The 13,986-nt window shown below is 70.1% G+C and carries 12 protein-coding genes; 5 read left to right on the top strand and 7 right to left on the bottom strand.

Annotated elements, in window-relative coordinates; translation table 11 throughout:
* Window position 1: 1 nt before the first annotated feature.
* The 3 genes from ACWFR3_RS28550 to ACWFR3_RS28540 all read right to left on the bottom strand — a co-directional run bounded on the left by ACWFR3_RS28550 (window position 2) and on the right by ACWFR3_RS28540 (window position 3,869).
* Window positions 2–1,021, bottom strand: a complete 1,020-nt coding sequence (locus tag ACWFR3_RS28550) for an ABC transporter permease (RefSeq protein WP_453737514.1) — start codon at window positions 1,019–1,021, stop codon at window positions 2–4.
* On the bottom strand, window positions 1,018–2,535 hold the full coding sequence (locus tag ACWFR3_RS28545; RefSeq protein ID WP_453737513.1) for a sugar ABC transporter ATP-binding protein: 1,518 nt from the start codon (window positions 2,533–2,535) through the stop codon (window positions 1,018–1,020). Before ACWFR3_RS28545 ends, ACWFR3_RS28550 begins: the two co-directional genes overlap by 4 nt.
* Window positions 2,536–2,687: 152 nt before the next feature.
* The gene (locus ACWFR3_RS28540) at window positions 2,688–3,869 is read right to left on the bottom strand and encodes an ROK family transcriptional regulator (protein WP_361376743.1); all 1,182 of its coding nucleotides are present in this window, start codon (window positions 3,867–3,869) and stop codon (window positions 2,688–2,690) included.
* Window positions 3,870–4,150: 281 nt separating this feature from the next.
* On the opposite strand from ACWFR3_RS28540, the gene ACWFR3_RS28535 reads away from it, so the two are divergent.
* The gene (locus ACWFR3_RS28535; RefSeq protein WP_453737512.1) at window positions 4,151–4,567 is read left to right on the top strand and encodes a PaaI family thioesterase; all 417 of its coding nucleotides are present in this window, start codon (window positions 4,151–4,153) and stop codon (window positions 4,565–4,567) included.
* Window positions 4,568–4,571: 4 nt separating this feature from the next.
* On the opposite strand, the gene ACWFR3_RS28530 is transcribed toward ACWFR3_RS28535, so the two are convergent.
* The 4 genes from ACWFR3_RS28530 to ACWFR3_RS28515 form a co-directional block, all read right to left on the bottom strand.
* Window positions 4,572–5,252: a GntR family transcriptional regulator gene (locus tag ACWFR3_RS28530; protein WP_453737511.1), complete on the bottom strand. Its 681-nt coding sequence runs from the start codon at window positions 5,250–5,252 to the stop codon at window positions 4,572–4,574.
* Window positions 5,253–5,372: 120 nt separating this feature from the next.
* Window positions 5,373–6,320 (bottom strand): beta-ketoacyl-ACP synthase III, encoded by a 948-nt coding sequence (locus tag ACWFR3_RS28525; RefSeq protein ID WP_453737510.1) that lies wholly within the window; start codon window positions 6,318–6,320, stop codon window positions 5,373–5,375.
* 122 nt (window positions 6,321–6,442) lie between these two features.
* Window positions 6,443–6,586, bottom strand: coding sequence for an MFS transporter small subunit (locus ACWFR3_RS28520; protein WP_453737509.1), 144 nt, complete (start codon window positions 6,584–6,586; stop codon window positions 6,443–6,445).
* The gene (locus tag ACWFR3_RS28515; protein WP_453737508.1) at window positions 6,555–7,889 is read right to left on the bottom strand and encodes an OFA family MFS transporter; all 1,335 of its coding nucleotides are present in this window, start codon (window positions 7,887–7,889) and stop codon (window positions 6,555–6,557) included. Before ACWFR3_RS28515 ends, ACWFR3_RS28520 begins: the two co-directional genes overlap by 32 nt.
* Before the next feature lie 248 nt (window positions 7,890–8,137).
* Between ACWFR3_RS28515 and ACWFR3_RS28510 the strand changes: the two genes are divergently transcribed.
* From ACWFR3_RS28510 to ACWFR3_RS28495, 4 genes are read left to right on the top strand one after another with little or no spacing between them, the layout of a single operon-like run.
* The gene (locus tag ACWFR3_RS28510) at window positions 8,138–9,115 is read left to right on the top strand and encodes a 2-dehydropantoate 2-reductase (protein WP_453737507.1); all 978 of its coding nucleotides are present in this window, start codon (window positions 8,138–8,140) and stop codon (window positions 9,113–9,115) included.
* A 22-nt stretch (window positions 9,116–9,137) separates the two neighbouring features.
* Entirely contained in the window at window positions 9,138–11,060 is a 1,923-nt protein-coding gene (locus tag ACWFR3_RS28505) for a molybdopterin oxidoreductase family protein (RefSeq protein WP_453737506.1), read from the top strand.
* 13 nt (window positions 11,061–11,073) lie between these two features.
* Window positions 11,074–13,125 carry an NADH-ubiquinone oxidoreductase-F iron-sulfur binding region domain-containing protein gene (locus ACWFR3_RS28500; RefSeq protein WP_453737505.1) on the top strand — a complete coding sequence of 684 codons (2,052 nt, stop codon included), beginning with the start codon at window positions 11,074–11,076 and terminating at the stop codon, window positions 13,123–13,125.
* A complete protein-coding gene (locus tag ACWFR3_RS28495) occupies window positions 13,122–13,982 on the top strand; it encodes a 2Fe-2S iron-sulfur cluster-binding protein (protein ID WP_453737504.1) in 861 nt (286 codons plus the stop codon). Before ACWFR3_RS28500 ends, ACWFR3_RS28495 begins: the two co-directional genes overlap by 4 nt.
* Window positions 13,983–13,986 lie beyond the last annotated feature (4 nt).

Genomic DNA, 13,986 nt, shown 5'->3' with positions numbered 1-13,986 from the left:
GTCAGTGAGTGGAGGACGTACGTCGCTGGACGAGCACCGCGGCGACGATGATCGCCCCCTTGGCGATCTGCTGGACGGCGGTCTCCAGGTTGTTGAGCGCGAAGATGTTCTGGATCGTCGTGAAGATCAGCACGCCGAGCACGGAACCGATGATGGTGCCGCGTCCGCCGCTGAGCAGGGTGCCGCCGATGATCGCGGCGGCGATGGCGTCGAGCTCGTAGAGGTTGCCGTTGGTGTTCTGGCCCGACCCGGAGAGGATGATCAGCAGGAAGGCCGCGATGCCGCAGCAGAGGCCGGAGAGCAGGTAGAGGTAGAGGCGCTGCCTGCGTACGTCGATGCCGGCGAGGCGCGCCGCTTCCGCGTTGCCGCCGACCGCGACCGAGCGGCGCCCGAAGGTGGTGCGGTTCAGGAGCAGCCAGCCGACGACGGTGACGGCCGCGAAGACGAGCACGAGCGGCGGGATGCCGAGGATGTAGGAGTCGCGCTCGCCGAGCTTCAACACCCCGTCCACGGTCACCATTTGGGTCTTGCCGTCGGTGATCTCGAGCGCGAGACCACGGCCCGCGGCCAGCATCGCGAGCGTCGCGATGAACGGCACCATCGAGCCGTACGCGATGAGCATGCCGTTGACGAGGCCGCAGGCCATGCCGACGATCACCGCGGTGAAGAGGATGCCCGCGAAGCCGTACTCCTGGGTCGCCACCGTCGTCGCCCACACCGAGGCGAGCGCGACGATCGCGCCGACGGACAGGTCGATGCCGCCGGAGATGATCACGAAGGTCATGCCGACCGTCACGACGCCGATGACGGACGCCTGGGTGAGGATCAGCTGGACGTTGTCGGTGTCCAGGAACGAGTCGGGCTGGGTGATGCCGCCGATCAGGACGAGGACGGCGAGCACGCCGAGCAGGGACAGCGTCCGCACGTCGGCGCGTGCGACGATCATCCGCAACGGGCGTGCGCCGTCCGCCGGTTGAGCCTTCGATGCGGCGGGCCGTGGCGGCGATGCGGGCTGCGTCATGACGCCGGGCTCCCTTCGAGTACGAGGTCGAGTACGCGGTGTTCGTCGAGGTCACGGGCGGGCGCCGTATGGACGACGCGGCCCTCGCGGAGAACCAGGACACGGTCGGCGAGGCCCAGGACTTCGGGGACTTCGCTGGAGACGAGCAGGACGGCGAGGCCGTCGTCGGCGAGGCGGCGGATCACGGCGTACAGCTCGGCGCGGGCGCCGACGTCCACACCGCGGGTCGGCTCGTCGAGCAGCAGGACGCGGCAGCCGCGGAGCAGCCAGCGGGCCAGGACGGCCTTTTGCTGGTTGCCGCCGGAGAGCGTGCGCACGGGTGCGGAGGGGTTGTCGGGGCGCAGGGAGAGCTCGCGTGTCGCGGCCTGTGCGGCCTTCTTCTCGGCGCCCCGGTCGACCCAACCGCCGCGCGAGAAGCGGGACATGGTGGAGACCGAGACGTTGTTGGTGACGGACTCCAGCATCAGCAGGGCCTGCGCCTTGCGCTCCTCGGGAGCGAGCCCGAGTCCCGCGCGCACGGCGGCGCGGACACTGCCCGGCTTCAGCGTCTTTCCCCCGACACTGACCTGCCCGGCGGTCGGCTTGCGGGCGCCGTAGATCGTCTCCAGGATCTCGGAGCGCCCGGAGCCGACGAGTCCGGCGAGGCCGACGATCTCGCCGGGGCGCAGTTCGAGGTCGAGGGGCTCGAACTCTCCCTCGCGGGCGAGGCCGCGCACCTGAAGCACCGCTTCGGTGGCGGGCGGGTCGGCGGGCCGGTCCGGAAAGACGTACTCGACGTTGCGGCCCGTCATCAGGGCGACGACGTCGCGGGTCGGGGTCTCCTTCGCGGGGAGTCCGCCCGCCACCGCACGGCCGTCCTTGAGGACGGTGACGCGGTCGCCGATGCGGCGGATCTCTTCGAGGCGGTGGGAGATGTAGACGACGGCGACGCCGTCCGCCGTGAGATCGGCGACGATGCGGAAGAGGTTGTCGACCTCGTCCGGGTCGAGGGCGGCCGACGGCTCGTCCATGACGATGAGCCGCACTTCGTGGGAGAGCGCCCGGGCCATGGACACGATCTGCTGATGGGCGGCCGAGAGGTCACCGACGAGCGTGCCGGGGTCGATCTCCGGATGGCCAAGTCGCTTGAGCAGCGCAGAAGTTGAGGTCTTGGCCTCGCGGCCCTTCACCACGAATCCGGCGGCGGTCGGCTCGTGTCCGAGGTGGACGTTCTCGGCGACGGACAGGCCCTCCACCAGGTCGAGTTCCTGGTAGATGGTGGCGATGCCGAGGCGCATGGCGGCGATGGGCGACTTGAGCGTGGTGCGCTCGCCGCGCCAGGTGATCTCGCCGTCGTCGGGCTGGTGGGCCCCTGCGAGGACCTTGATGAGCGTGGACTTGCCGGCGCCGTTCTGGCCGAGGAGGCAGTGCACTTCGCCGGCCTGGACCTGGAGGTCGACGCCGTCCAGGGCGCGGACGCCGGGGAACGACTTGGTGATGCCGGACATGGTGAGCAGCGGTGGTTCTGGTGCCATGACGGGGTTCCCTTGGGCGGGTGCGGCCGGGGTTACAGGGCAGGGCGGGGTAAGGCGGTGGCCCCTTCGGAGGGGCGGATCCTGTTTCGGAGCAGGGCGAGGCAGCGCGCTGTACTGGGAGAGGTGCGGGTCTGTCTGGTCGTACGTGTCGGTCAGGCCGGCGAGAACAGGTGATCGCTGATGAGCCGGGCGCCGCCGATGACTCCGGCGGTGGGTCCCAACTCGCCCAGGACGATGGGTAGATTGCCGGTCGCCAGGGGCAGCGACTGGCGGTAGACCTGTGTGCGGATGGCGGCGAGCAGCGTGTGGCCGAGGCCGGTCACACCGCCGCCGATCACCACGAGGCCGGGGTTGAAGAAGCTGACGAGTCCCGCGATGACCTGGCCGGTGCGGTTGCCGCCCGCGCGGATGAGGTCGATGGCGGTGGCATCACCGGCGGCGGCTGCTGCGGCGACGTCGACCGCGCTGAGTTTCCCGGCGGCTTCCAGGCGGCCCGCGAGCTCCTGGAGGAGCCCCTGGCCGACGGCGTCCTCCGCGTCGCGGGCGAGTGCCGCGCCGCTGAAGTACGCCTCCAGGCAGCCCTTGTTCCCGCAGGCGCAGGGCCGTCCGTCCGGTTCGACCTGGATATGGCCGATGTCGCCCGCACTGCCGGTCACGCCTCGGTAGACCTCACCGCCGACGACGATCCCGCAGCCTATGCCGGTGCCGATCTTGACGCAGAGGAAGTCGCCCACGGAGCGTGCGACGCCCGCGTGCTGTTCCCCCATCGCCATCAGGTTCACGTCGTTGTCGACCATGACGGGGCAGCCCAGGTCCTGGCTGATGGCCTCCCGTACGGGAAAGCCGTCCCACCCCGGCATGATCGGCGGGGCGACCGGGACACCCTCGGGAAAGCGGACGGGCCCGGGGACGCCGATACCGGCGCCGTCGAACCCTTCCGCGAGCCCGGAGGCCTTCAACTTGGCTGCCATGGCGAGGACTTGCTCGAAGACCGCGACGGGGCCCTCGCGCACGTCCATGGGCTGGTTGATGTGGCCGAGGACCTCCAGCTCGGCATTGGTCACCGCTACGTCGACCGAGGTCGCGCCGATGTCCACACCGAGGAAGCGGAGGCCGGGGGCCAGGCGGATGTTGTGGGAGCGGCGGCCGCCGCGCGAGGCGGCGAGTCCGTCGGCGACCACGAGTCCGGTCTCCAGTAGCCGGTCCACCTCGACGGCCAGCTTCGACCGCGAGAGGTCGACCTGATCGCCCAGCTGGGCACGGGAGTTGGGCCCTCCGTCACGCAGCAGCCGCAGCAGTCGCGCCTGGTGCGCATTGGCGGGTCGAGCCGTCATACGTCTCACGCGCCCCTCCCCGCCTCGTGGGCAACTCATGTCGTCCAACTCGCCCCGCCGCGGCGGATTTTCGCCGTCGCGTCGGGCTTTCGAGGGGAACGTAGCAGCGCCTGCCGGGAGTGGGAAGAAGTTGCGCAGGAATTACCCATGACTTTCTCCAGTCACAGGACAAAGAAGCGGGCAGACGTGTCCCACGGACGGGTGTGCCCTACGGACGGAGTGTGCCGATCATGACCTCAGAGGTAATCGACGCACAGGGCCGTCACGGGCAGGGTGGCCGCATGCCTTCCGACACCGCGAGCACTGCCGGTCTCCTGGCCGCTCTCCCCTTTGCCGTGCACCTGGGCATCACCCTCGACGAAGCCGCGCCCGACCGCGCCGCGGGCACTCTGCCCTGGTCGGCCGAGCTGTGCACGGTGGGCGGTGTCCTGCACGGCGGGGCGCTGATGACGCTCGCCGACACCGTGGGCGCGGTCTGCGCCTTCCTCAACCTGCCCGAGGGGGCGAGCACGTCCACGGTGGAGTCCAAGACGAACTTCTTCCGCGCCGTGCGCTCGGGCAGCGCCCGCGCCGTGGCCCGCCCGCTGCACGTGGGCGGCTCGTTCGTCGTCGTACAGACGGAGATCCACGACGCGGACGGGCGTCCGGCAGGGCAGACGACGCAGACGCAGGCGGTCCTCGCGGCCCGCAGGGGCTGACGCGTCAGGCGTCTCGCTCGCGCCGGTGGTAGGTCTCCCTGGTGTGCTCGGTGTGCGCGCGCATGATCTCCGTGGCCTTGCGCTCGTCACGCTCGGCGATCGCCGCGATCAGGGCGCGGTGTTCGATCCAGGACTGCTTGCCGCGGCGCCGGGCCACCGGCGTGTAGTACCAGCGCACACGGCGGTCCACCTGCCCGGCGAGTTCGGCGAGCACGACATTGCCGGCGAGCTCCATCACCTTGGCGTGGAACGCGGCGTTGGTGGTCACCACCAGGTCCACCTCGCCGTCCGCGACGGCCTGTTCCCCCTTGGCGCACAGCTCTTCCAGGGCGGTGATCCCTGCGGTGCCCGTGTTGGCTGCGGCGAGCCGGGCGGCCTCCGCCTCCAGGAGCGTGCGGACCGTGAGCAGCTGGTCCGCCTCCTCCTCGGTCGGCTCGTGCACGAACGCGCCCTGCGCGGGGCGCAGATCGACCCAGCCCTCGGTGTTGAGCCGCTGCAGCGCCTCGCGCACCGGCTGCCGTGACACCCCGAGGTGCCCGGCCAGTTCGCTCTCCACGAGGTGCTGGCCCGGCTGGAGCGCGCGGGTCGTGATGAGTTCGAGCAGTGCCTCGTAGACCCGCTCCCGGAGCGGACCGGGGCGTTCCAGCTTGGGCACCGCCCCCTGCGGCAGTCCTGTGGACAACATCGCGGTCCCCTCCTCGACGATTGCCTTTTGTCTACAGTCTACTGAGCACAATGGCCAGCACCAGGGGGAGTTGGACCCGTCACACAGGGGGAATGCGCTGATCCGCCCGCTCCGGACCTGCTACGGGCAGCGGATGACCTGGCCCGCGTACGACAGGTTCCCGCCGAAGCCGAAGAGCAGTACCGGATCACCGTGGTTGATCTCGCCGCGCTCCACCAGCTTGGAGAGGGCGAGCGGGATGCTGCCCGCCGAGGTGTTGCCGGAGTTCACGACGTCACGCGCGACGACCGCGTTGACCGCGCCGATCCGCTCGGCGAGGGGCTCGATGATGCGCAGGTTGGCCTGGTGCAGGACGACCGCGGCCAGGTCCGCGGGCGTGAGACCGGCCCCTTCGCAGGCCTTGCGGGCGAGCGGCGGCAGCTGAGTAGTGGCCCAGCGGTAGACGCTCTGGCCCTCCTGCGCGAACCGCGGGGGCGTGCCCTCGATGCGCACGGCGTTACCCATCTCGGGCACCGAGCCCCAGAGCACGGGGCCGATGCCGGGCACCCCGGACGGCTCGCACGCCTCGACGACGGCCGCGCCCGCGCCGTCCCCGACCAGGACGCAGGTGGTGCGGTCCGTCCAGTCGGCGACCTCGGACATCTTGTCCGCGCCGATCACCAGGACACGGGTGGCGCCCCCGGCCCGCACGGCGTGGTCGGCCGTGGCGAGCGCGTGCGTGAAGCCCGCGCACACGACGTTGAGGTCCATGGTGGCCGGGGACCGCATGCCCAGGCGGGCCGCCACCCGCGCGGCCATGTTCGGCGAACGGTCGATCGCGGTGGAGGTGGCGACCAGGACGAGGTCGATCGCATCGGGCGTGAGCCCGGCGGCGGCGAGAGCCTTGGCCCCGGCGTGCGCGGCGAGCTCGTCGACCGGCTCCTCCGGTCCCGCGATGTGCCGGGTGCGGATGCCCACGCGGGAGCGGATCCACTCGTCGCTGGTGTCGACCATGCCCGCCAGATCCTCGTTGGTGAGGATCTTGGCGGGCTGGTAGTGGCCGACGGCGGCGATGCGTGAGCCGAGCATGAACGGGTCCCCCTTGGTGCCGGAGATGCGGGACCGTCCAGTCTGGTCAGCGACTCACCAGTAACAGGACACGTAAAGCGACAGGAAACGGGCGCGGGGTTTGGTCACTTCTCATCATCGCGTCACCCGGTAAAGAGCTGGCTGGCCTTGTGTACGAGTTCATACAGCCCATATGCGAGCGGAACGCCCACCCAGAGCCAGGCACCGACGATCAGCGCCCGGCGGCGGGGCGGACTACTTGGCGGCGTGCTGGTCGGCGCCGTCATGGGCTTCCTCCTTCGGGGCGGGAATGTGGTGGCGGGCGTGCACGGGACGGACGAACTCGTTCGCCACGAAGCCGACTACCAGGAGTCCGATCATGATCGTGAGGGAGAGGCCGTAGAGTCCGGCCCCGCTCTTGCCCGCCTCTTCCTGGCGGTCGGCGACCCAGTTGACGATCAGCGGCCCCAGGACACCCGCCGTGGACCAGGCGGTGAGGAGCCGGCCGTGGATCGCGCCGACCTGGTAGGTCCCGAAGAGGTCCTTCAGGTAGGCGGGGATCGTCGCGAAGCCGCCTCCGTAGAAGGAGAGGATCACCAGGGCGCAGACCACGAAGAGCGGTTTCGAGGAGTCCCCGAAGGCGACGATCAGCAGATACATCAGCGCCCCGACGCCCAGATAGACGCGGTAGACGTTCTTGCGGCCGATCAGGTCGGAGGTCGACGACCAGCCGATGCGTCCCGCCATGTTGGCGGCGGAGAGCAGGGCGACGAAGCCCGCCGCCGCGGCGGCCGAGACCGGTGTCGAGGTGTCGGAGAAGAAGTCAGTGATCATCGGCGCCGCCTTCTCCAGGATGCCGATGCCCGCGGTCACGTTCATGCAGAGCACGATCCACAGGCACCAGAACTGGGGGGTCCGCACGGCGGCCCGCGCGGAGACCTGCGGCCCGTCGAGCACACCGGGGGCGCCGGGGGCGCGTGCGCCTTCCGTACGCGGAACCCGTACCAGGAGCACTCCGAGCGCCATGAAGACGGCGTACGTGAGGCCGTGCACGAGGAAGGCGAGCGCGATGCCGTCGTTGTCCGTTCCGAAGGACTCCAGCATCTGCGCCGACCAGGGCGAGGCGATGAGCGCGCCGCCGCCGAAGCCCATGATCGCGATGCCGGTCGCCATGCCGGGGCGGTCCGGGAACCACTTGATCAGGGTCGACACGGGTGAGATGTAGCCGATGCCGAGACCGATGCCGCCGACGAAGCCGTAGCCGAAGACGATCAGCCAGTACTGGCTGATCGCCGCACCCAGTGCCGCGATCAGGAAGCCGGACGAGAAGCAGACGAGGGCGACCGTCATCGCCCAGCGCGGGCCGTTGCGCTCCACGAGCGTGCCGCCGAAGGCCGCCGAGAGACCGAGCATCACGATGCCGAGCTGGAAGGGGAGCGCGCTCTGCGTGCCGCTGAGGTGGAGGGCTGATTCCAGCGGGGGCTTGAAGACGCTCCAGGCGTAGGCCTGGCCGATGGAGAGGTGTACGGACAGGGCGGCGGGCGGTACGAGCCAGCGACTCCATCCCGGGGGTGCGACGGGAGGCTTCATGATCCCAAACAGTAGGAACCGACCGGGGAGTTGGGAAGGGGGTCAAGCCGATTCCGTCGACGGTATGCAATGTGCCGCGCGACCCCTTGCTGCCCCAACTTCCATACTGTAGACAATATTCCATCGACAGTTACTGATGTGCGATGTCGATCCCGAGCCTTCTCCTTCACCCGGGACCTTCTCTCTCTTCAGCCTTCTCTTTCTCTTGAGCCTTCTTCGGAACCCTCGACCGAACGGAGCGCGCCACCGTGAAAGTCGCAGTCCTCGGCGCCGGTGCGATCGGCGCCTACGTCGGAGCCGCGCTGCACCGCGCCGGTGCCGACGTCCATCTCGTCGCCCGTGGACCGCATCTCGCGGCCATGAGGCAGCACGGAGTACGTGTCCACAGCCCGCGCGGCGACTTCACCGCGCGGGCCCACGCCACCGACGACCCGGCCGACATCGGCCCCGTCGACTTCGTCTTCCTGGGCCTGAAGGCCAACTCGTACGCGGCGTGCGGGCCGCTGATCGAGCCTCTCCTGCACGACACGACGGCGGTGGTCGCCGCCCAGAACGGCATCCCCTGGTGGTACTTCCACCGGCACGGCGGCCCGCACGACGGCCACCGCGTCAGCAGCGTGGACCCCGACGGCGCGGTCAGTGCGGTGATCGCGCCCGAACGGGCCATCGGGTGTGTCGTCTACGCGGCAACCGAGCTTGAGGGGCCGGGAGTTGTCCGGCACCTGGAAGGCACCCGGTTCTCCGTCGGGGAGCCCGACCGCTCGCGCTCGGAGCGCTGTCTCGCCTTCAGCGAGGCGATGCAGGCGGGCGGCCTGAAGTGCCCCGTCGAGCCCGACCTGCGCGGCGACATCTGGATCAAGCTGCTCGGCAACATCTCCTTCAACCCGATCAGCGCGCTCGCCCGCGCCACGATGCGCGAGATGTGCCTGCACGGCGGCACCCGCCGGGTCATCGAGATCATGATGAACGAGACGCTCGCCGTCGCGGCGGCACTCGGCTGCCGCCCCGACATCTCCGTCGAACGGCGCCTGGCGGGCGCCGAGCGCGTGGGCGACCACCGCACCTCCACACTCCAGGACCTGGAGCGCGGCAAACCGCTGGAACTCGACGTGCTGCTCGCGGCCGTCGTCGAACTCGCGGAGATCACCGGGGCCCCGGTGCCGACGCTCCGCACCGTCCACGCCATCTCGGATCTGCTGGCCGACCGCATGAGGAGCGCGGCATGAACGAGACCATGAGGAGCCCGGCATGAGCAGGAAACGGGACCGGGAGCCCAAGACCTACACCCGGCTCACCCACCCCCTCGTACGCGACTCGCGCGACGAGCCGTTCCGCAGGGCCACTTGGGACGAGGCGCTGTCCCGGACGGCGGCGGGACTGCGGGACGCAAACGGCGCGTTCGGGATGTTCTCCTGTGCCCGGGCGACCAACGAGATGAACTACGTGGCGCAGAAGTTCGCCCGCGTGGTGATGGGCACGAACAACGTCGACTCCTGCAACCGCACCTGTCACGCGCCGAGCGTCGCGGGCCTCTCCGCTGCCTTCGGATCGGGCGGCGGCACGTCTTCCTACGAAGAGGTCGAACACACCGATCTGATCGTGATGTGGGGCTCCAACGCGCGCTTCGCACACCCGATCTTCTTCCAGCACGTCCTGAGGGGGATCAGGAACGGCGCCCGCATGTACGCCGTCGACCCGCGCCGCACCAAGACCGCCGAGTGGGCGGAGAGCTGGCTCGGTCTGAACGTCGGCACGGACATCCCGATGGCGCACGCGATCGGCCGCGAGATCATCCACGCGGGCCTGGCCAACCGGGCGTTCGTCGAGCGGGCCACGTCCGGCTTCGAGGAGTACGCGGCGCTTGTCGAGCCGTGGACGCTCTCGCTCGCCGAGAAGGTGACGGGCGTACCGGCCGCCGCCATCAAGGAGTTGGCGCACGCCTACGCACGCGCCGAGCGGGCCCAGCTGTGCTGGACCCTCGGCATCACCGAGCACCACAACGGCACGGACAACGTCCGCGCGCTGATCAACCTCTCGCTCCTGACCGGCCACGTGGGGCGGTTCGGCTCGGGTCTGCAGCCCCTGCGCGGGCAGAACAACGTGCAGGGCGGCGGCGATATGGGCGCGATCCCCAACCGCCTGCCCGGCTTCCAGGACATCCTCGACCCTGATTCGAGGCTGAAGTTCGAGACGGCGTGGGACACGGTCATCGAGCCGCGCTACGGACTGAACCTCACCGAGATGTTCGAGGCCATGGAGGAGGGCACACTCAAGGCCGTCTACTGCATCGGCGAGAACCCGGCGCAGTCGGAGGCCGACAGCGAGCAGGCGGTACGGCGGATGCGGGCCCTGGACTTCTTCGTCGTACAGGACATCTTCCTCACGAAGACCGCCGAGCTGGCCGACGTCGTCCTTCCGGCCACCGCCGCCTGGGCGGAGACCGACGGCACGACGACCAACAGCGAGCGGCGCGTGCAGCGCGTGCGCAAGGCCGTGCGGCCGCCCGGCGAGGCGCGCGAGGACATCGACATCCTCTGCGACCTCGCCGAACGGCTCGGCCACGACTGGAAGTACGCGGACGCGCAGGCGGTCTGGGACGAGCTGCGCTCGGTGTCGCCGGACCACCGGGGCATGACGTACGACCGCCTCGAATCCCTCCAGGGCATCCAGTGGCCCTGCCCGTCGGAGGACCGGCTCGAACCGACCTACCTGCACGGGCGGTTGTGGGAAGCGGACCCGGAACGGCGGGGGGTACTGGCCCCCTTCGGGCTCGTCGCGCACGACCCGCCGGTGGACCTCACGGACGAGGCGTACCCGATCCGGCTGACGACGGGGCGGCGGCTCGACTCCTACAACACCGGCGTGCAGAGCGGGAGTTTCGCCTCGCCGTTGCGGCGCGGTGAGTACGTCGAGCTGTGCCCGGAGGACGCGGAACGTTACGGGGTCGTGGTCGGCGAGCAGGTCCGGGTGTCCTCGCGCCGTGGCGCGGTGACGGCGCCGGTGTGGGTGGACACCGGCCTTCGCCCCGGCCTGGCCTTCATGACCATGCACTTTCCCGACGAGGTCGACACCAACCAGCTCACGATCGAGGCCAATTGCCCCATCGCGGGCACGGCGGAGTTCAAGGCGTCGGCGATACGCATCGACAAGCTGACCGTGCCTGCGACGTGAGGTGAGGTGACGTATGGATCTGCACTTCGGTGACAGCAAGCCGACGGACGAGGAGCGGGCGGCCGTCGACGCGGTGCTCGGGCCGCCCGAGTCGGCGTGGGAAGGGGCCGACGACCGCAGCGACGCGGATCTCCGGTGGGCACGGGGTGGCCGTGCGGCGCGGGAGCGGCGGGATGAGCTGTTGCCGGGGTTGCACGCGCTCAACGATCGCGTGGGGTGGGTGAGCGAGGGGGGCCTTGACTACCTCTGCCGGCGGCTGATGGTGCCGCCGGCAGAGGGGTACGGGGTGGCCACGTTCTACTCCATGTTCTCGGTGCGGCCGCGTCCCGCGACGGTGGTGCGGGTGTGCACGGATCTTGCTTGTGGGGGTGGGGCTGCGCTGTGCGGGGAGGTGGAGGCTCGGCTTGGCCCCGCGTCCGGGGTTGCCGTGGAGCAGAGCCCCTGCCTGGGGTTGTGTGAGAGAGCTCCGGCGGCATTGGTGGTGCGGGCCGGTGTGCCTGCGGCGCTTCTTTCCCCAACCCCGCCCCTTCCCGAAAACCCGCTGGCGCGGGGGCCTGGCGCTACCGCCAATCGCCTTGACGGCTCGTCCTCAAACGCCGGACGGGCTGAAGACCTGGGGGTTCCAGCCCGTCCGGCGTTTGAGGACGAACTCGGCGGAGCCGGTGATGTGCGGTCACTGGTGGCGGCGGAGCCGGGGGATTCGGGTAGGGGCGGGAGCGGGGAGAGAACCCATGCCACCGCAACCATCGCCCCCGCCGCACCCGCCCCCCTCACCCAAGCCGCCCTCACCCCGGAAGCCGCCCCCGCAGAACCCCCGGCGGAGCTGGCAGTCCCCCAAGCAGGCCAGGAAAGCCTCCTGCTGCTCAGCAGGATCGGCACAGTGGACCCCACATCCCTGGACGACTACCGCGCACACGGCGGCTACACCGCCCTGAGGCACGCCTTCGCCATCGGCCCCGCCGCCGTCATCCGCGAGGTCACCGACTCCGGCCTCCTCGGCCGAGGAGGCGCCGCCTTCCCCACGGGAAGGAAATGGCAGGCCACCGCGGCCCAACCGGACCACCCCCACTACCTCGTCTGCAACGCGGACGAATCCGAGCCCGGCACCTTCAAGGACCGGGTGATCATGGAGGGCGACCCGTACTCGCTCATCGAGGCGATGACCGTCGCGGGGTACGCCACCGGCGCCCGCCTCGGCTACCTCTATCTCCGCGGCGAGTACCCCCGCGCGCTCCAGAGGCTCAACCACGCCATCGCACAGGCACGCGCACGCGGGCTCCTCGGCGACGACGTCCTCGGGCAGGGATACGCCTTCGACATCGAGATCCGGCGCGGCGCGGGCGCCTACATCTGCGGCGAGGAGACCGCCCTCTTCAACTCCATCGAGGGGTATAGAGGCGAACCGCGCTCCAAGCCGCCCTTCCCCGTCGAGAAAGGACTCTTCGGGAAACCCACCGCCGAGAACAACGTCGAGACCCTCGTCAACGTGCTCCCCATTCTCACCATGGGCGCGCAGGCCTACGCCGCCATCGGCACGGAGAAATCCACCGGGCCCAAGCTCTTCTGCGTCTCCGGCAGCGTCGAACGCCCCGGCATCTACGAGCTCCCCTTCGGCGCCACCCTCGGCGAGCTCCTCACCCTCGCCGGGAAACCGGACAACCTCCGCGCGGTCCTCCTGGGCGGCGCGGCCGGCGGTTTCGTACGGCCCGACGAGCTGGACATTCCGCTCACCTTCGAGGGGACGAGGGACGCGGGCACCACCCTCGGCTCCGGAGTCGTGCTCGTCCTGGACGACACCGTGCCGCTCCCCCGCGTGCTCCTGCGCATCGCCGAGTTCTTCCGGGACGAGTCCTGCGGTCAGTGCGTGCCCTGCCGGGTCGGCACCGTCCGGCAGGAGGAGGCCCTGCACCGCATCGTCGAGCGGACCGGGGCTGCGGCCGCCGGTGACATCGCGCTCCTGCGCGAGGTGGGGCGGACCATGCGGGACGCCTCGATCTGCGGGCTCGGCCAGACCGCGTGGAACGCCGTGGAATCCGCCATCGACCGACTGGGGGCGTACAAGTGACCGCCGTACCGCTGGGAATCCCGCGCCGTCTTGTCGAATTCACCCTTGACGGGCAGGACGCCAGAGTGCCCGAGGGGGCGACCATCCTGGACGCCTGCCGGGCCGCGGGCAAGGACGTGCCGACCCTCTGCGAGGGCGACACCCTCACCCCGAAGAACGCCTGCCGGGTCTGTGTCGTCGAGGTCGAGGGCGCCCGCACGCTGGCTCCCGCCTGCTCGCGCCGTGCCGAGCCGGGCATGACCGTCCTGACCGACACCGAGCGCACCCGGCACAGCCGCAAGGTGGTGCTCGAACTGCTCGCCTCGTCCGTCGACATGTCGACCACGCCGAAGGTCGCGGGCTGGCTCAAGGAGTACGACGCCAAGCCCGACCGCTTCGGCCCGGACGCCGCCCGGCTGAACGAGGAGCCCAGGTTCGACAACGACCTCTATGTCCGCGACTACGACAAGTGCATCCTCTGCTACAAGTGCGTCGACGCCTGCGGTGACCAGTGGCAGAACACGTTCGCCATCTCCGTGACGGGCCGCGGCTTCGACGCCCGTATCGCCGTCGAGCACGACGGTCCGCTGACCGAATCCGCGTGCGTGTACTGCGGGAACTGCATCGAGGTCTGCCCGACCGGAGCGCTCAGTTTCAAGTCCGAGTTCGACATGCGGGCCGCGGGCACCTGGGACGAGGAGCGGCAGACCGAGACCACCACGGTGTGCGCGTACTGCGGAGTCGGCTGCAACCTGACCCTGCACGTGCAGGACAATGACATCGTGAAGGTCACCTCACCGCACGACAATCCGGTGACCCACGGCAACCTCTGCATCAAGGGCCGTTTCGGCTACCAGCACGTACAGAACCGGGACTGATCGA

Source organism: Streptomyces sp. NPDC055189 (assembly GCF_053606765.1).
This window is presented reverse-complemented; position numbering and strand designations above follow the sequence as displayed.

Coding starts and splice junctions, on each gene's coding strand:
- ACWFR3_RS28525 (WP_453737510.1), bottom strand. CDS start 6,320: ATGCTCGGCTCACGCATCGCCGCCGTCGGCCACTACCAGCCCGCCAAG.
- ACWFR3_RS28500 (WP_453737505.1), top strand. CDS start 11,074: ATGGATCTGCACTTCGGTGACAGCAAGCCGACGGACGAGGAGCGGGCG.
- ACWFR3_RS28540 (WP_361376743.1), bottom strand. CDS start 3,869: ATGACGGCTCGACCCGCCAATGCGCACCAGGCGCGACTGCTGCGGCTG.
- ACWFR3_RS28550 (WP_453737514.1), bottom strand. CDS start 1,021: ATGACGCAGCCCGCATCGCCGCCACGGCCCGCCGCATCGAAGGCTCAA.
- ACWFR3_RS28520 (WP_453737509.1), bottom strand. CDS start 6,586: ATGACGGCGCCGACCAGCACGCCGCCAAGTAGTCCGCCCCGCCGCCGG.
- ACWFR3_RS28505 (WP_453737506.1), top strand. CDS start 9,138: ATGAGCAGGAAACGGGACCGGGAGCCCAAGACCTACACCCGGCTCACC.
- ACWFR3_RS28545 (WP_453737513.1), bottom strand. CDS start 2,535: ATGGCACCAGAACCACCGCTGCTCACCATGTCCGGCATCACCAAGTCG.
- ACWFR3_RS28515 (WP_453737508.1), bottom strand. CDS start 7,889: ATGAAGCCTCCCGTCGCACCCCCGGGATGGAGTCGCTGGCTCGTACCG.
- ACWFR3_RS28530 (WP_453737511.1), bottom strand. CDS start 5,252: ATGTTGTCCACAGGACTGCCGCAGGGGGCGGTGCCCAAGCTGGAACGC.
- ACWFR3_RS28535 (WP_453737512.1), top strand. CDS start 4,151: ATGCCTTCCGACACCGCGAGCACTGCCGGTCTCCTGGCCGCTCTCCCC.